Annotated in this window: 15 protein-coding genes and 2 pseudogenes; 4 read left to right on the top strand and 13 right to left on the bottom strand. The window is 60.5% G+C overall.

Annotated elements, in window-relative coordinates:
* Positions 1-3 precede the first annotated feature (3 nt).
* Positions 4-681 carry a phytanoyl-CoA dioxygenase family protein gene (locus QCM77_RS00565; RefSeq protein ID WP_347882344.1) on the bottom strand — a complete coding sequence of 226 codons (678 nt, stop codon included), beginning with the start codon at positions 679-681 and terminating at the stop codon, positions 4-6.
* A 311-nt stretch (positions 682-992) separates the two neighbouring features.
* Between QCM77_RS00565 and QCM77_RS00570 the strand changes: the two genes are divergently transcribed.
* Positions 993-2282, top strand: coding sequence for an NRAMP family divalent metal transporter (locus QCM77_RS00570; RefSeq protein WP_279681430.1), 1290 nt, complete (start codon positions 993-995; stop codon positions 2280-2282).
* Positions 2283-2576: 294 nt separating this feature from the next.
* Here the strand turns inward: QCM77_RS00570 and QCM77_RS00575 are convergent.
* Positions 2577-3062, bottom strand: a pseudogene (locus QCM77_RS00575) (caspase family protein); the annotation flags it as partial.
* Positions 3056-3454, bottom strand: coding sequence for a DedA family protein (locus tag QCM77_RS00580; protein ID WP_279667661.1), 399 nt, complete (start codon positions 3452-3454; stop codon positions 3056-3058). The pseudogene QCM77_RS00575 and the gene QCM77_RS00580, both read right to left, overlap by 7 nt.
* Positions 3455-3625: 171 nt before the next feature.
* On the opposite strand from QCM77_RS00580, the gene QCM77_RS00585 reads away from it, so the two are divergent.
* Positions 3626-4378 carry a cupin domain-containing protein gene (locus tag QCM77_RS00585; protein ID WP_279667660.1) on the top strand — a complete coding sequence of 251 codons (753 nt, stop codon included), beginning with the start codon at positions 3626-3628 and terminating at the stop codon, positions 4376-4378.
* Positions 4379-4694: 316 nt separating this feature from the next.
* On the opposite strand, the gene QCM77_RS00590 is transcribed toward QCM77_RS00585, so the two are convergent.
* The 9 genes from QCM77_RS00590 to QCM77_RS00630 all read right to left on the bottom strand — a co-directional run bounded on the left by QCM77_RS00590 (position 4695) and on the right by QCM77_RS00630 (position 13695).
* A complete protein-coding gene (locus QCM77_RS00590) occupies positions 4695-5189 on the bottom strand; it encodes a phosphate-starvation-inducible PsiE family protein (protein WP_279667659.1) in 495 nt (164 codons plus the stop codon).
* A 45-nt stretch (positions 5190-5234) separates the two neighbouring features.
* A complete protein-coding gene (gene ftsH / locus QCM77_RS00595) occupies positions 5235-7082 on the bottom strand; it encodes an ATP-dependent zinc metalloprotease FtsH (RefSeq protein ID WP_279681431.1) in 1848 nt (615 codons plus the stop codon).
* Between the two features lie 34 nt (positions 7083-7116).
* Positions 7117-7857, bottom strand: coding sequence for an NADH dehydrogenase ubiquinone Fe-S protein 4 (locus QCM77_RS00600; protein ID WP_279681432.1), 741 nt, complete (start codon positions 7855-7857; stop codon positions 7117-7119).
* Between the two features lie 65 nt (positions 7858-7922).
* Positions 7923-8423, bottom strand: coding sequence for an Hsp20/alpha crystallin family protein (locus QCM77_RS00605; protein ID WP_279681433.1), 501 nt, complete (start codon positions 8421-8423; stop codon positions 7923-7925).
* A 110-nt stretch (positions 8424-8533) separates the two neighbouring features.
* Positions 8534-8995, bottom strand: a complete 462-nt coding sequence (locus tag QCM77_RS00610; protein ID WP_279667656.1) for an Hsp20 family protein — start codon at positions 8993-8995, stop codon at positions 8534-8536.
* Between the two features lie 151 nt (positions 8996-9146).
* Complete coding sequence (locus QCM77_RS00615; protein ID WP_279667655.1) at positions 9147-9272, bottom strand: hypothetical protein; 126 nt, start codon at positions 9270-9272, stop codon at positions 9147-9149.
* Positions 9273-9288: 16 nt separating this feature from the next.
* Positions 9289-9531: a hypothetical protein gene (locus QCM77_RS00620; protein ID WP_279667654.1), complete on the bottom strand. Its 243-nt coding sequence runs from the start codon at positions 9529-9531 to the stop codon at positions 9289-9291.
* A 301-nt stretch (positions 9532-9832) separates the two neighbouring features.
* Entirely contained in the window at positions 9833-13216 is a 3384-nt protein-coding gene (locus QCM77_RS00625; protein WP_279681435.1) for an adenylate/guanylate cyclase domain-containing protein, read from the bottom strand.
* 38 nt (positions 13217-13254) lie between these two features.
* Positions 13255-13695, bottom strand: a complete 441-nt coding sequence (locus QCM77_RS00630; protein ID WP_279663648.1) for a YybH family protein — start codon at positions 13693-13695, stop codon at positions 13255-13257.
* 375 nt (positions 13696-14070) lie between these two features.
* On the opposite strand from QCM77_RS00630, the pseudogene QCM77_RS00635 reads away from it, so the two are divergent.
* Positions 14071-14707: pseudogene (locus tag QCM77_RS00635) on the top strand (tyrosine-type recombinase/integrase).
* Positions 14708-14804: 97 nt separating this feature from the next.
* On the opposite strand, the gene QCM77_RS00640 reads toward QCM77_RS00635, so the two are convergent.
* Positions 14805-15227: a hypothetical protein gene (locus tag QCM77_RS00640; RefSeq protein ID WP_279663646.1), complete on the bottom strand. Its 423-nt coding sequence runs from the start codon at positions 15225-15227 to the stop codon at positions 14805-14807.
* A 1460-nt stretch (positions 15228-16687) separates the two neighbouring features.
* Between QCM77_RS00640 and QCM77_RS00645 the strand changes: the two genes are divergently transcribed.
* A complete protein-coding gene (locus QCM77_RS00645; protein ID WP_279663644.1) occupies positions 16688-16897 on the top strand; it encodes a PRC-barrel domain-containing protein in 210 nt (69 codons plus the stop codon).
* Positions 16898-17347: the final 450 nt, after the last annotated feature.

The following is a 17347-nucleotide window of genomic DNA, read 5'->3' on the forward strand; positions in this document are numbered from 1 at the left end:
CGCTCAGGGGACAAACACCTCCCTGGTGTCCATGCGCACGTTGCGGACTGCGCGACAGGCGTCCATGGTCTCCCGGTTGCGCTCGGGCATGAAGCTCAGTAGCAGCGAACGTCGCCGCGCACCGGAGCGGTTGCGGGTTGCCCCATGCGGCAGATCGGCGTCGAACACCAGGATGTCCCCGGCCTCGCCCGCAATCGTCAGGGACAGACTCTCGTCCGGCAATGCTTGATCAAGATCGGCTTGATCAAGATCGGCTTGATCAAAATGGCCTTGGTTGAGATGGCGCGGAACGAGTCGCGTCGCGCCATTGTCCGGCCCGTAATCGTCGAGGAAGACCAGGGCGGCGACGGCTTTCATGCCTGCGCCATCGCGATGCAGCGGCTGGTGGCCGCCGCCTTGGAGCGGCTCGCGGCCCTCGACCTGGGCGAGAAAGAAAGGTCCGCCCAGCATCTGCGCCTCCGCCGCCAGCAGCAACGGCAGCCGGCAGGTCTGCCGCACCGTCGGATCCAGATCGACGAGGGCGTGGCACCAGCCGGCGCCTCGGGGCGCAATCCATTGGTCGCCGGCCCCCACGCCGGAATCGAAGGCGGCGCGCAGCGCATCGCGCCAGACTTCGGGCACCGCGCCCCGCAGCAGCAGATAGCCGTCGCGGTCGAGCGCTGCAGCCTGCTGCGCGTCCAACGGATCGACCTTTGCAAGCGTCAGAAGCTCGCTCATGGTGCTCCCTACAACCTCAACGCGAGGTTCGCAAGAGCCGCCATTACCGCAACGGGTGCGAGGCCGGTCCGGACGATCTTGAAAGGAGCAGGATGCGCGCAAAAGCCGGCATCGAGTGTTCTTGCGATGATGCACTTATACGGGTGTTTTGCCCGACGAGTCAAAAGCGATTAGCAAAATCAGAAATGGCATCGGAGCCCGCTAACCGGTGGGGAACCTTTGTTCCCTCATTGGCATTTGCTCAAAGACGCGCCCCCGATCGAGGTCCTTCTTCCATGAGCGACAGTGCCCTCACCCCCATGAAATCCGTGCCGACGCTGTTGCAAAGGCTGGGGCCGGGTCTCGTCACCGGGGCGGCCGACGACGATCCGTCCGGCATCGCCACCTATTCGCAGGCCGGCGCGCAATTCGGCTACGGACTGCTCTGGACGGTATTTCTGACCACGCCGTTCATGATCGCCATTCAACTCGTCAGCGCCCAGATCGGCCGCGTCACCGGCAAGGGGCTGGCCGCCAACGTCATGCAGATCGCGCCGCGCTGGGCGGTGCTGGGTCTCGTCGCGATGCTCGTTGCCGCCAACACCTTCAACATCGCGGCTGACATCGCCGCGATGGCGGAGGCGCTCTCGCTCGTGATCGGCGGCCTCAACCACGAGCACGCGCTGATTTTTGCCGCGGGCTCGACCCTGCTCCAGGTGTTCCTGCCTTATCGGCGCTATTCGCCGGTGCTGAAATTCCTCACACTGGCGCTGTTCGCCTATGTCGCAACCGCCTTCACCGTGAAGATCCCCTGGAGCACGGCGCTGCTCGCGGCGGTGTGGCCAGAGACGAATGTCAGCGCCGACTATTTCATGATGGTCGTCGCCGTCCTCGGCACCACGATCAGCCCGTATCTGTTCTTCTGGCAGGCCTCGCAGGAGGTCGAGGAGATGAACCAGGGCAAGCGTGACAAGCCGCTGCGCGAGGAAACGCAGCGCAAGGGCGATCGGGAGTTGGTGCGCATCCGGGCCGACACCATCGCCGGCATGCTGCTCTCCAACGGCATCGCCTTCTTCATCATCCTCACCACCGCCTCGGTGCTGAACGCCAACGGCGCCACCAACATCGGTTCGGCGACGCAAGCCGCAGAAGCGCTGCGTCCCCTCGCCGGCGACTTCACCTTCGCCCTGTTCGCGCTCGGCATTATCGGCACGGGCCTGCTCGCAATCCCGGTGCTGGCGGGGTCCGCCGCCTACGGAGTGGCGGAGATCTTCGGCTGGCGTGCGACGCTCGAGGCCAAGCCTGACGAGGCCGTCGGCTTCTACACCATCATCGCGGCCGCGACCGCGATCGGCTTCGGTCTCGGGTTCACCGGGATCGATTCCATTCACATGCTGGTGTGGAGCGCCGTGCTCAACGGCATCGTCGCCGTCCCGATCATGGCGATGATGATGCTGATCGTCTCGAGCAAGACGATCATGGGCCCCTTCAAGGCCCGGTCATGGCTCGTCGTGCTGGGCTGGCTCGGCACCGCCCTGATGGCGCTGGCCGTGCTCGCTCTGCTCGGCTCGTCCGCGATCGGCTAAAGCATGATCCGGAAAAGTGCGAAGCGGTTTTCCGAAAAGATCATGCTCAAACAACAACCTAAGGCGCGATGATGATTCATCCTCATCTCATCGCGCTTTAGGGCGTGTCCTCATCAAGCGGCTGGGCCCCCTGATGTCCGGTTTACCGCCAAGATCGGCCGAAGAGCGGATGGCCTCCGAGGTCGCAGATGGGCCAATAGCAGAAATGAACTTTGCTCAGAGGGCTAAATCCCAGCCCGTGCCCGACGTTCGCGCGTTTCGGTGCGGCGTTTACTCGCGACTTCTTGGCTGGCTTTAATTGCAGACTTCGACAAGGCCTCCAACAGCTCCATTGGCCGGCACCATCACTCCACTTCTGACATTCTCAAGACGACATCCAGATCGTACCGGGCGGCAAAGGGAACTGTTGCAGTAGATTTGCCCCGAAGGCTTTGCCTCCCGCTTCGGTGGCGTGGCCTCCATTTGTTTGCGCTCGGTGTCACGCCTGCTGTTATCGTCACGGGTCGCGACAGGCTTCTTGTCCTGCACCTTCTCGCATTCATTGTCGTCGTTGACGCGATAGCTGGCGCGGCAAGCGATCTTCACGCAAGCGTCGCCATCGGCCTTGAAGCCGTGGTCACACACCAACGGGCAAACGCGTCCCGGCTTGGCCTTGATCACATCCAGCGCATCGAAGCTCGCGAGCTTGGTGTCGAGCTTCGTGCCGGCGTACTTGTTGAACAGCGTCAGCGAGCGTTGTGACGAAGCGTTCCAGTCGCCATCTGCCGAGGCTGTCAGACAAGCAAAGCCGCAAACATGTGTAGCACCGCAATAAAGCGACCAAAAAACACGACAGCACTCCCATATCTGAAAAACAGGTATCGACCGATCAGTAATCGGTCTTCATCCAGGCGGATGTATCGCCCGTATTTGCGTAGCAGCGGCATTCCGAAGCGGCGCCCGACCGTGTATCCGATCCCGTCTCCGATGATCGCACCTGCGGCGGCCGCGGCTACCACGACAGTGATATCGATCTGATTGGTGGTGGCGGCCAGAAGGGCAGCAGCAACAAGGATGGTCTCGCCGGGAAGGGGCACGCCGGCGCTTTCCGGTGCGACAACGACGGAAATGATCCAGGGGCCGTGGACCTGGATCAAACGAATCAGAAAGCTCGAGAAAGTTGCAAGGTCCATCTTTTAAAACTGCCTTCTGCACATTTTCGTCCACCTCAATGACCCCCGACGGCCACGAATTCCGTATCGTTCAGCCTTTGGGCCAATAACCGCTCGAGGCGGCCTGCCATTCCAAGAGGCGCTAGGAGGGCGTATCATGCTCCGATGATCCGCTGAACCTGGGAGGCATTCATGCAGTTCAGGACAACCGGACTGTTGTTGCTCGGCGCGATGGCGCTTGCCGCCTCCGGGACCGCGCAAACCCCCGGCGCTCCTCCGGCAATTGCACGAACAGTGATCGCCGCAACCAAACTGCGGTCCGTCACGGACGTGCCGGTCCACTTCAAAGCGGTGAGCGTCACCCTTCAGCCGGGCGAGAGGAGCAGCGTCTCGGCGGCCAACGGCATCCTCTACCAGATATCAGGATCGGCCGAGGTCGCGATCGATGGCGAGACAAAAATGCTCAATGCCGGAGAGGGGCTGTTCATCGCCGGTGGGAAGGCCGCGGTGCTAACGGCTGGTAGCGGAGGGTCATCGACTTTCCTCCACTTCTTCCTCGCTCCCACTGCGGACTTGGATCGGCCCGCCGAGAAGGCACCTGCCATCGTGAGAGAATTGTATCGCACAGCGAGTCCAATCCCCGACCTGAAGCCGGGTAGTTATGATCTCAATCTCACGCGAGTCACATTTCCGGCGCAGATGCCTTCCAACCCGCCCCACCATCGGTCAGGCGCAGCTCTATACTTCATTCTCTCCGGCACTGGGGCCAACACGATTGACGGTAAAATAGAAGCAAGGGGGCCGGGTTCCTTGATCTATGAACCGTACGACCTCGTGCACCAATGGGGAAACCCAGGCAACGAGCCCTTGATTTTCCTGGCCTTCAACATCAATCCGGAAGGTGTGGCAGCCGTGCTTCCGGGCGCGCCAGCAAAGAACCAATAGATAACGGCGCACGACCTGCCGTAGAAGTGACTGTGAAAGACTTCATCAATAGCGAATGTTTGCTCGATCGAGCGGATGACGGGGGCGCGCGCTACATCCGCCCACATGCAGGGCCCTGATGTCCGAGGTGGGTCATTCGCGTAGGTCTACCCGTGACTTTGAGACTTCGGGTCAACCCGCAGCTCCGGACATGTCGCGGCACTGCGCAAGCGGAAGCGATGGGCCAAATCCGGAAGTGCAGGTCGGTTTCCTGGCAACTGGTTTCTCGTGCCTCGAAATCTCCGTTATGGGCATATTGTTTTGCGAATATAGCCTTTCATCCGCCTCCTGGCAGGATGGTTTCACGCGACTGCCCCTGGTCGCGCACCAGCCAATAGACCGCGCCCAGCGCAAGGATGGCTGCGGCCAGCGCCAGCAGATGGAAAGCATCCGTGCTCGACAGATCGAGAATGATCAATTTTCGCACCACCGCCAGCAACGCAATCAGGATGACAGAGCGTACCTGCACGACACTGTCCCGCCGCTCGGCCACCACCAACAGGGAGCGCTTGAACTCGAGCGCAATGATGACGGTAAAGATCATGCCGAACACCGTTTGGAACACCTCATAATCGGTCGGATCGAAATTGGTTGCCAAGATGCTGAGCAGGAGTTTCAGCGTCAGATTCCACAGCGCGAGGACAATGATGATGGCGATCAACGCGGTCAGCATCAGGACACATACTTGCTCGAATTTCTGGTAGAGCGTCAGCGGCCCGAGCGACAGGCGCAGATCAGAAAATTCTTTCTTTAAAGGCATCGACGGCTCCATCGGCCGCGCATGCAGAACCAGACGCCATATGCCCGCGATTGCGCTCTATTCGGCAGCGGCTTGTGGCGATCGAGGCTCCGGATGATTGGCCAGTTGAGTTAGCTCTGCTTCCTCCAGCGTTTCCTTTTCAAGGAGACGTTGGGCCGTGCGATCGAGAACGGCGCGCCGTTCCTTGAGGAGATCGAGGGCGCGCTGGAATGCCTTCTCCACAATGGCCCGTACCTCTTCATCAACGGTCGCTGCCGTTTTCTCGGCATAATCCCGTTCATGCGGAGGCGATGGAAGATCGGGGCCGGTCACGAATGTCTGCGGATCACGATCATAGGCGACGTTGCCGAGTTTGTCGGACATTCCGTAGCGTGTAACCATGCTGCGAGCGATGTCGGTGACACGCCGCAGGTCGTCTGCAGCACCTGTCGAAAGATGACCGAATACAATCAGCTCGGCGGCGCGACCACCGAGCGACACGGCCATCTTGTTCTCCAGTTCCTCGCGTGTCATCAAGAAGCGGTCCTCTGTCGGACGCTGAATCGTATAGCCGAGCGCGCCGATGCCGCGCGGGATGATCGACACCTTGTGAACCGGGTCGACACCTGGCAGCGCAAGCGCCACGAGGGCATGGCCCATCTCGTGATAGGCGACGATCTCCCGCTCCCTGGGGTTGAGCAGCCTGTTTCTCTTTTCCAGACCCGCGACGATCCGTTCGACAGCGTTGCCGAAGTCCACCATCGATGTGGCATCTGCGCCTCGCCTCGTCGCCAGCAGCGCCGCTTCGTTGACGAGATTAGCGAGGTCGGCGCCGGTAAAGCCCGGCGTCAGTGCAGCCACCTTGTCGGCGTCGACGTCGGCCGCAATTTTCACCTTCCTCATGTGAACCCGCAGGATCTGCACGCGGCCCTTCTTGTCAGGCCGGTCGACCAGCACCTGGCGGTCGAAGCGGCCGGCGCGCAGCAACGCGGGGTCGAGAATTTCCGGCCGGTTGGTGGCCGCCAGAATGACGAGCCCCGAACGCGAGTCGAAGCCGTCGAGCTCCACCAGGAGCTGATTGAGTGTTTGCTCCTTTTCGTCATGGCCTCCGGCATAGGGACCGATGCCGCGCGCCCGGCCGAGCGCGTCGAGTTCGTCGATAAAGATGATGGCGGGCGCCTTCTGGCGGGCTTGCTGGAACAGGTCGCGCACGCGCGCAGCACCTACGCCGACGAACATTTCGACGAATTCCGAGCCCGAGATCGAAAAGAACGGCACCTTTGCTTCACCGGCGACAGCCTTGGCCAACAGCGTCTTGCCGGTGCCGGGCGGACCCACCAGCAACACGCCTTTCGGCATGCGGCCACCGAGCCGGCCGTAGTCTGCCGGGCTTTTCAGGAAGTCCACGACTTCGCGCAGTTCGTCCTTGGCTTCGTCGACGCCGGCGACGTCGTCGAATGTGACGCCGGTGTCGGCTTCAACGTAGATCTTGGCCTTACTCTTGCCGATCGACATCAGCCCGCCACCCAAGCCTTGTGATTCCACGAACCGCCTGCCGAGATACCACCAGAGCCCCACGAACAAGAGGGTGGGCATGACCCACGACAACAGGTCGCGCAAGAACGTGCTCTCGATTTGGCCGGTGTAGCGGACCCCATACTTGTCGAGCTCGCCTGCGAATTCCGGATCGACCCTGGTCGTAACGAACTGCTTTTGTCCGCCGGGCAACGGCTCTTTCAGGGATCCCTGAATGAAGCGGTCCGATACGCCGACCGTGGCTATCTTGCCTTCGTGCAACAAACGTTGAAAGTCGCTGTAGGGGATCGGTGCGATCTGGTTGGCAACCGAGACCGCGTACTGAATCATAAAGACCAGAAAGATGGCAGCAATCGCGTATCCGACATTGAAGCGGGTTTGTTTCGTCATGGTCAGGCCTCCGGGTCCCATGCCGACAATTGCCTCATGCTGCGCGGCCTTCACAATCTGGCCCCGTCACTCGCGTCCAGTGCGCTGACGTGCTGGCCTGCGTCTCGTCCAGATCGAACAGTGCCTCGATCACCTCGCCCAAACGTGAGAGCTCGGATTGCGGTTCGCCCTTGAAGAGAGCCAGTTCGATCAGGTACGCATTCAGCGCCCACCGACGGAGAACGTCCCGCTTCTGCGCCGGCGAAAGATCGTGGTCATCAAGCACGTCCTGGGGACTCGCGTAGTACGCGGCAGGACCGCGTACTGGTCTCGACTTGTTTTGAATGCCTCTCAGCCCGAGCGTCCGTTCGACCCATTCCAGTCGCCAAGGCCACACGTCCGATGACCGTATGTCTGGCGAAGCGGAATTCGTGTTGGCGGCCTTCGCGTTTGAACCCGGCCGTGTGTCGGGATCGTCCGCACCTTGCAGAAGGTAACGCAAACCCTGGCGCCGAGCGTACGCAACGGCGGCGGCTGCCGACGGGAATGTCAACTCGACCTGCGCTAACGCGTCATCGCTACCTGTCCATCCCATGAGCGGCTCGATATAGGGACAAGAACGAGGCTCGAAGCGCAGCTTCCAATCGCGCGTGCGCGCTTTTCCCGAAGTCATGGCCGAGCGCGCCGGCTTGTAAATCACGGCCAGCGCATCATCGGGAAATACGGACCGGGTCAGCGCAGGCGTACCATCCCGTTCCGTCCAGCATTGATGTGTGCTTTTTGTCTCCTGCAGCATCGTCGCCTCCCGATCGAAGGCGGCGCGGGAGCGGCGTAACTCCCGCGCTTGGCCTTGCCCTGGCTTTACTTGCTGTTAATCGCGATACGCTTCACCTTCTCTTGGGCCTTGGCCGACTTCGGCAAGGTCACGGTCAGCACACCGCTCTTGAACGAGGCATCGACTTTGTCTGCCTCGACATCGTCGACCGGGATGCGCCGCTCGAACCGGCCATAGTAGCGCTCGCTGAAGAGCCGGTCCTTGTCCTCGGTCTCAGCCCTTTTCTCGCCCTTGATGGCGAGAACGCCATTCGCGAGTTCGACGCCGACGTCTTTCTCCTCAAGGCCGGGCAACTCCGCCGTGACCTTGACCTCCTTGTCGGTCTCGCTGACCTCGATATCCGGCCATCCGAGCGCGCGATCGAACAAGCGATCGGAGCCGAACGGCGCCACGTCGAAACCGCGGAAGACGTCGTCGAACACGCGGTTCATTTCACGGTGCAGCGTCAGCAAGGGATTTGCCCTTTCGCCGCGGTGTACCGCAACGTGGCGGCCACGATTCCATGGGATGAGATCCCTGATAGTCATGGTCATTTCTCCTTTCTGGTTAGGTTTGGCAAAGGGCCTCCGGGGTGCGGCACGGCCGCGCGCGGGAAGCCCCGAAGTCAACCGATCGGATTGCGGCCGGGCCGCTCCGATCAGGCCGCCTGGCTGTGCTCGATTTGCTGGTGGTCGTTGCCAACGCCGGCGTTGATCGTAATCCGGCGCGGCTTCATAGCCTCCGGCAACTTGCGCATCAGATCGATCTGCAGGAGCCCGTTTTCAAACGACGCGCCTGTCACCTCGACGTAGTCGGCGAGGTCAAATTTGCGCCGGAACGGACGTCCCGAGATGCCCTGGAACAGGTACTCGTGATCACCGTTCTCCGCCTTGTGGCCTTCCACGGTCAGCATGTTCTGCTCTGCCGTAACGGTGATCTCCTCCGGCTTGAAGCCGGCCAGCGCGAGCGAGATGCGATAGTGATCCTCACCGACGCGCGCGATGTTGTAGGGCGGATAGTTGTCCTCGCCCTGTAATCGGAACGAATCGTCGATGAGGTCGAACAGGCGATCAAAACCGATGGTGGACCGCCGGACGGGGGTGAGATCGAAGTCTCTCATAGCCATATCCTCCATTTGAGCAACATGGATACAAGGGGCGCCCAAAGAGCGGTGCCCCGTTGGACTTTGCCGATCCCCGGATGGGCGATCGGCGAGCACGATTTAGGTGGCCTGCTTCTGCCGTCAAGAGGGGAATGATGATCGCGACGGCTCAGTACCAATAGCCGCTTCCCGCCGGCCCCTCCTCCGGATTACCGCCGCGGTCCGGGCCACGGCGCCTGAGTTGCGGTTTCTCCATCCCGCCGATGTCGTCGGCCTTGCCATCAAGTTCGTGCAAGGCGTCGATCACTTCATCAAACTTGACGACGTGACCGGAACAGAGGATCTGCCTGCAGTGCAGGCATCGATTCGACGGCAGAGGCGTCAGATGCCCATGACGACAGGATGGCCCGCTTTTCGGCGGTGGTCAGGGTAGCGTCCCGGACGACGTCACGGGGGTTCTGGAAATAGCGGGTCGGCTGAAGGAGTCGTTCGAGTTCGACCCCGAGTGGCTCGGCGGTCGAAGCTGAAACGATCTTTTTCTGGTCGTTCGACATAGCAATGGCCTCGCGTTTTCTCCTTTCCGAAGAGCGACAGGACCCGGGAGCTGTCTCGAACCGACTTTCGCTCTCCGTCGATGACAACGATTTAGTTCGGCGTCGCCCGCACGCAAGCCGTACTTGGAATTACGTTGCCTGGGTCGCTCTTCAGCAATCAATGTCCGTTCAGGGTCAATCGCGTCGATCTGCCCTGAGTTCGTGACTTCCGGGCTACCCCCGGCTGCGGACATGTCGCTGCACTGCCCCAACTGACGCCATGGGCCAATACCGGAAGTTGTTGGTCATTTCGATGGCCTTATCACGAGAGCTCGTCGAGCAGCGCCTTCGCTTCCTTTAGGTCACGGGTGTCGAAGCCCTCGGTGAACCAGCCGTAGACCGGCGCGAGCAGAGCGCGGGCCTCAGAGTGCTTGCCCTGGTCACGCCGGAGTCGGGCCAAACTGGTCGCGGCCCGCAACTCGAATGACTTGGCACTCTGGCTCTGTGCAACCTGGAGCGCGGTTTGCAAATCAGCCTCGACCTCGTCTGGTGCATCCCCACGAGTGCGCCGCAGCTCGCCAGAGATGCATGCGAGCTCTGCCTCCCACATATGTTCGTCACTGCGCGCAGCGAGGTCCTTTGCTTCAGTCAGGACTGTGAGACCCTCGTCGCCACGACCCAATTGCAGGTACGTCGTCGCCAGCATGCACAAGTACCGAACCTGGTACCAAGTAGCTCCAAGCCGGTCCCGCCCGTTCAAACTCTGGCGCATGAGCGTCAAGCCACGCTCCACGTTGCCTTCCTGTGCCATGGCCCAGCCTCGCAGGATGAGCCCGCTCAATCGCCAGTAGTTCAGGCTGTGCTGATCGGCGAGTTCGATGATGGCGTCCGCGCGCGCATGCGCAGCCGCCACGTCACCCATCAGCTCCGCAGGCGCCGCCCCGGCATAGACCTCCACGTGGGCGGTAAGGTTCGTCTGGTTCAGCTCCCGAACGTATTCAAACGCCGCGCGGCTCGTCCTCTGGGCTTGCTCGGGGTAGCCAAGGATCCAAAGCACGATCGCCAGATAGGGTAACGCGGAGGCTTTTGGGTCATGGACATAGTGCACAGGCGAGGACCGATGGGCGTCGGGATCATAGCGACGTAATATCGTCTCGAGTTCGGAGCGAGCCGTAACGAAGTCACCTGCGTGCATGGCAGTGAGAGCCGCCAGACGATGCGCACCGAGTTCGAGCGCCATGTCCCTGGTACGTTCGGCAGCGAGGCAGGCCTCAGCTACCAGAGCCTGCATGGCGTTATAGTCGCCCCTCACGAAATGGAAAATGAACTTGCCGCTGAGCGCGGCGAACAAGGCGTCCGTATCATCGAGTTCATAGCAGAGCGCATGAGCCCTGTTGAACGCAGTACCGAGCTGCGGAGCCGTGTATCCATGAATGGCAATCAGCGGACCTCCAATTGCCGTCTGGAGCGCGAGTTCCTGGCGGTCCCGCTCCGGCCCGTCTGGACAGGACTTGAGCGCCTCCAGCCCGCTTGTGAGATGGGTGATCGCTTCGAGATTGGCGGAACGACTCGCGGCATTCCGGCCGGCCTGCAGCCAATAGCCAACAGCCCGGCCCGCCAGCCCAGCCTCCATGAGATGCAACGCAATCGTCTCCGGCTCTACCTCCACACGGGCAGGATAAAGCTCTTCGAGAGCAGCGGCGATGCGAGCATGGATCTGCTGCCGCTTGCTCCTCAAGAGGCTCTCGTGCGCGATGTCCTGTACCAGCGCATGTTTGAAGCTGTAGCCAATATCCGGCGGTATTCCATGCCGGAATATAAGCTCCGCCTCCAGTAGTTCATTGAGAACAAGCTGGAGGGCATCCTCATCGAGCGGAGCTACTGCTTTCAGAAGGTCGTGTCCGAACTCTCGCCCAATGCAGGCTGCGATCTGGGCGACTTCCTTCACCGGTGCCAACCGGTCCAGACGAGCCATCAGCGAGTCCTTGAGCGTTGTCGGAATCGCCAGCGGCGGTAACGGACCTATCAGTTCATAACAGTTGCCCCGCTCCCTAAGCAGCCCGGATTCGAGGACTGTCTTAGTCAGTTCCTCGACGAACAACGGCACGCCATCCGTCTTGGCCAAAATCTGCTCAAGCACTTCCTGTGGGAGCAATTTGCCCCCGGTTATCCGGTCCACCACGGCCGCGCCTTGCCTGCGTCCCAGCCGACTCAAAAAGAGTGCTGTCACGTGTCCATGTCCCGTCCAGCGCGGAACGAATTCTGGTCGGAAGGTGATAATCATGAGGACCGGGAGCCGCTGCACCTCGTCAACAGCCCGGTCGAGGAGTTCGAGCATGGTGGGGTCGGCCCAGTGGACATCCTCGTAAATGGCAAGCAGAGGCTGTCTTGCCGCCAGGCCTCGTACCTGCTCCAAAAGAGCCTGAAACGTTCGCTCCTTCTTCTGGTGTGGACCGAGCTTCAGTGGCGGGTATCGCTCGCCTGTCGGGATTGCCAATAGGTCCGCTAGAACGGGTGCGCTCTCATGCGCGTCGTCTGTCGCAAGAGCGAGCATCGCCTCGAGCTTATCGAGCTGCTCTTCAGGAAGGTCCTCCCGCCGAATTCCCGCTGCGCGTTCAAGGAGCCCAATGACAGGGTACAGCGCGCTGTTAGTATGGAATGGCGAACAGAAATGGCTCAGGGGTGTGTGCGGCACGTCCGCGAGCTGGTCGCGCAGGGCCCGAAGGAGGCGGGATTTGCCGATGCCTGGTTCGCCGCCAAGCAGGACGATCTGTCCCTCTCGCTCTTTCGCCCGCTCCCAGCGATCCATGAGAAGTGCGAGTTCCTGGTCGCGCCCGACCAGCGCGGTCGTCGACACACCGTGCTGTGCGTCGAATCGACTCTCCGCCGCGCTCTCACCGATCACCAGCCAGGCTTGCACTGGGCCAGGGAAACCTTTTAGGGGCACTGTGCCGAGGTCATGGTACATGAAGGCTTCGCCAATTAGATGGCGCGTTGACTCGGCGATCACAACGCCGCCTGGTTCGGCGAGTCCTTGCAATCGCGCGGCCAGGTTCGGGGTCTCACCGATGACCGCACGCTCGCGGGCCTCGCCTTCTCCAATCAGTTCGCCGACGACCACCAGGCCGGTTGCGATGCCGACGCGAGCGGCAAGCGCTGCACCAGCGGGCTCGGCAAGGGCCGCGACCGCCTTAGTCACCCGCATGCCGGCGCGAATGGCACGCTCCGCCTCGTCTTCATGGGCCCGCGGCCAGCCGAAGTACGCGAGCACGCCGTCGCCCAGGAACTTGGCTATATGGCCCTCGAACCGGGTGATCTCGCCTGCGACGGTGTTCTGGTAGGCCTGCATGAGGTCTCGCACCTCCTCAGGGTCGCGCCCCGAGGCGAGCGCGGTCGAGCCGACCAGATCGACAAACATGACGGTGAGTTGCCGACGGTCAGCATCCGACGGGAGTGCCACCTTCCGCTCTATAGCCGACTTCCGCCCTATAGCCGACGCGCGAGCCTCAACAGGGACGGGAGCATGCGATGAACCGTGTGCGTAAATCGCTTTCAGCACCGTCTTACGCGGGCCGAGTGGCAAGCCAAGTTCTCGGAGGTCGGCGTCGGTCAGCTCTGACAGGATCTCGGGCGTGACTTCGGCATCCTGGAAGGCCTGTGTGTAGCGCTCCAGCCCAAGGCCACGAAGCCATTCCGCGATATCCACGCGATGTCTCCTCGCGAGGCGAGGCACATTCGGCCAGCTCAGTTGAAGGTATGTAACCTCAGCTTCAGCGAACCATCCGCCTGCCGCTCGAACACGTGGGTGGCGATGCCAGAGAAGTTCGCAGGCTTGCCATCCTTGTCTTTGCCTTTGGCGGTCCAGTTTGCCGTGCCATAGATGACCTTGTCATCGCCACCCGCGTCGATCAGCTCAAGTTTGTGGTCCGTTACGCCGTTTGCGTAGAACCCGGCGAAAAACTTCTCGATCGCCGCTGGACCCGACGCCACCTCGTGGGTTGGCGGGAGCACCTTCGCGTTTGGCAGATATAAGGCGACAACGGCCTTCGCGTCGCCCTTGTTGTACGTCGCATCAAATATTGCGTAAGCCGCCGACACATCGCTCTTGGGGTCCCCGGCAAGGCACCGCACCGGAGCGACTGTGAGCAAACAAAGAGCGAATGCCGCTGCATAAATCACACGCATGAAATCCTCCCTTTTTAATTTTGCTATTGTAAGCGCGTGAAATTTACTACCACGGTGGTGCATCGTAAAGTGCGGACTCAACTGGGTACCGGATCGACGCCCTGCAAGGTCGCGGGGGAGATCTTACGACTTGGAGTTTCGTTCGGATCGGTATGCACCGGGGCGATTATCCGCAAGCATCACGTCGGGCGGCGAGTGGGAAATGTTACTCAATCCACCTCGGCATTTACCAGGTTCGATGTCGCAGTTGGGTCAAAATGCGCCGTCTGATTGGTCGAATTGGCCCCAACTACATCTCCAATCGTCTAAAAGCCGACGTCATTTCAGAAGGTTGCCGGCTTGAGAATGGCCACCTCATCAACTGAGGAGGTCTCCATGACCGAAGTCTTGAACGCCGTCGAGCACATCTCAAAGCACGTCCCGTGGAATAAGGGAAAGGTCGTCGGCGCGAAGCCGCCACTCCGCCCCAAGCACGTCTGGTCCATCCGGACAAAGCTCCAGGTCGAAGGCCGGCTTCGGGACCTGGCTCTGTTCAACGTGGCCATCGACAGTAAACTTCGTGGCTGCGATGTCGTGGCGCTGAAGGTCGACGACATCGCGCCAAGCGGCTATGCAGCCGACAGAGCAAGCGTCCGCCAGAAGAAAACTGGACGCCCGGTCAAGGTTCGAACTTACAGAGTCCACCCGCCAAGCCATCGATGACTACCTGAGGGCAACCGGCAAGAAGCCTGGGGACCATCTGTTCACCGGTCGTCGAGGCGCTGGGTGCAACCTGACAACTCGGCAATACGCGCGGCTGTTATCCAGTTGGCTTGCCGGTATAGGGTTGGATCCTCATCTGTTCGGAACGCATTCGCTCCGTCGAACAAAGGCGACCCTTATCTATCGGCGCACTAGCAACTTGCGCGCCGTGCAGCTCTTATTGGGCCACACGAAAATCGAGAGCACCGTCCGGTACCTGGGAATTGAAGTCGACGATGCGCTCGCGATAGCAGAGCAAGTCGACGTCTGAAGTAACTGGGCAGAGCGGACATGCTCTGCACCTCTCTTGAAGCCGGCTTGGGGCCATGAGCCGACATCGCTCCAAGCAGCGATACTTGTCAGGCTCCTTAGCGGCCGTAGGGGAAGCAGCGGTGGCGATCGAGTGTGAGACCGAAATGCGCTCCTAGCGCAGCGATGGCCGCATCCTGCTCAGGATAAGGATCGGCATTGGATGTGGCAACGATGATGATCCGGAACCCGCCGCGATCCTTGCCACCCGGTGGCAGCATCGCTGTAGCCAGTGGATTACCCTCCCTGTCACGCAACGTGATGAAAAGCGGCATCTCTCGCTGTACATGGGCCTCGAGGCCGATGTCGCGCTCGATCGCGTTGGGCTGCTCCGGACGCCAGGATTGGACTGCCTTCTCTCGCTCGCGGCCGAAATATTTCTCGACTGTGTGGCGCATCAGGCGCGACTCTTGCGCCGCTTCACCTTCCGTCTCGATACGGAACCAGGTCTTACCCTTCGGCGCGTCGCAAACATACTGCATTTCGCCCATCCTGCGATCGCCGCAATTCTAGGGCGGCGGGCCCGCAAAGCCAATACGAGATTCGCTCCCGTGTATAACGCTGCGCGATCGTATAATCGGAAGTTCGGCTGCAACACCGCGCGACTATTGCCTGAGAGGCTATGGTAGACCTCCGATCTGATGAAGCTTCGCAAAGCGGTCCGGTACGCCCAGCACTGCAACGTCCGCTGTAGGTCTTGGCTGTGTGAAAACGCGAAGACGCTCAATGACGATAGAAGAAATTATTCGCCCAAGATCATTTTAGACCTCAAACTCGCAATCGCATTCGACTTAAAAAAAATTGAACTGAAGAATGTCATTCGATCTTTTGCGTTTTTACACAGCCAAGGTCAATCGCGTCACTTTGGCCGCGTGCCGTTCTCTTCCGGTCTACCCCTGTGAACGGACATCGTCAGACCGCCCCGGCATGTCTCAATGGGCCAATATCGGAAGTAACGGACACGAAGTTGCGGCGCAGGCAGAGGCAGCGTTCAATCCGACAGACGAGGAATGCGACGTATGGATGCGAGCGCGATGGGCGCGATGGGATTGAGGCAAAGGCGTTACAGCCTTGCTTGCCGAACGGGCGCGATGCCCCATGACTTAAGGCAGCGCCGCCAATGCATTTCTGAGTTACACCGGCCGTTTTAGCCACCAGACCGTATCAAATACGGATCCAAGGACCCAACTAATCGGTCCGCCACTTCTATGGCGGCCGGCGTGGACTGCTTTTCGCGATGAAGCGCGCCGACGGAATTCACGACCAGCCCACTACAAGCAAGAACAGCTATCGCAATCGCAGCGAGATATTTGGTCCTCATGACGATGGTCCCCTTTATCGCCCCATGAACTAACCGGGCACTCTCGGAAATGGTTCCCGAACGCTGCGGCCCAATGTTTTCGGCCGCATCGGAAGTTGCTTCCATACCGCCAGCGACTCGCCGCTGGAGCAGGTTCCTCCTTCGGAATGGAACGTCGCGGTCGCGATCAGAAATCAAGGAACGAAAGCGTCCGCCAGGCTTTAGAAAAACTGAGGCCGTCGCTCGCCGGTAGTAACACGGCGCATGTCGCAGATAGCCAAAGGTCGTGACGAACGACCCGCTGTTCTCAATACAAGCGCTCGCGCGGATAGCCAAAAGCGACGGTCTCCGGTTCTAATCAAAATCGCCAGCAGTGCCCCGATCGGTTGTGGGGGGAGTGCACGGCGTGCTGGCGGAACCGAAGGCTCCGTCATGCGCAACCGAATTGACATTGACCACATACACAGTCGGGCCATCGTTCGAGAGATCGGCGAGAGACTACGTGCGTCGCTGAAACCAGAGCCGGAAGTACCGGCGAGCCTGAGAGCGCAAATCGATCGGCTCCGCGAATTCGAAGCGGCCGAGCACTGGAACAAGTCGCGCGGTTGAGCCGCAGTCGGCTCGGCCGAACATGGATGAACGATGCCGCCGGTGAAGCTTCGTGCATCGACGATCTTGAATGAGTACGGTAAGGCGCAATCCGAATTGATCGGCAAAACCGTCGTCCTTACCGACGGAAAGGCAGGCACGGTCGAGAACGTTTGGCTGGATGAATTACACGGGCTTCGGATTTCAATCAAAAGTCATGACGGAAAATGGCCGGTCTCAACCATCAAGTTCGAGGAGAACTAGACCTTCGCACCCGCTGCGCGCCACCCCAATAGCGCGCTATTTCAGAACATTCCGATCAGGATGAAAAACCCGATCTCAATCAGGAACGTCGTGCTCATAACCGCGACCGTAAGGAACACGTCGCTCGCCGAAAGAGGGTTCATGAATGCCTCGCATCTTGCGAAGCCCCGGGAGTAAATCATTCGGGCTAGACAATGTTTCAGTTCCAAACGCAGACGGCGCGAGATGGCAGACGGCGCGAGATGCGAGCGGGGCAGACATCCGAGGCGGCCTAAGGCAAGGCCCGCTTCGGGTCACAAGCCGCCGATCAGGCCCAAGGTGGATGCTTCTGCTCTGCCTTGGGAAGCCGACGTTTATGAGTACACGTTCTAGACCGGCGAGTGCGGCGATGATTCCGCGGAAAGATCCTGGCCATTCGTTACCAGATTCTGCGGTTTTCCAGCCGAAGGG

Origin of the sequence: Bradyrhizobium nivariense, assembly GCF_029846695.2 — a bacterium.
In the GTDB taxonomy this organism is placed as follows: domain Bacteria; phylum Pseudomonadota; class Alphaproteobacteria; order Rhizobiales; family Xanthobacteraceae; genus Bradyrhizobium.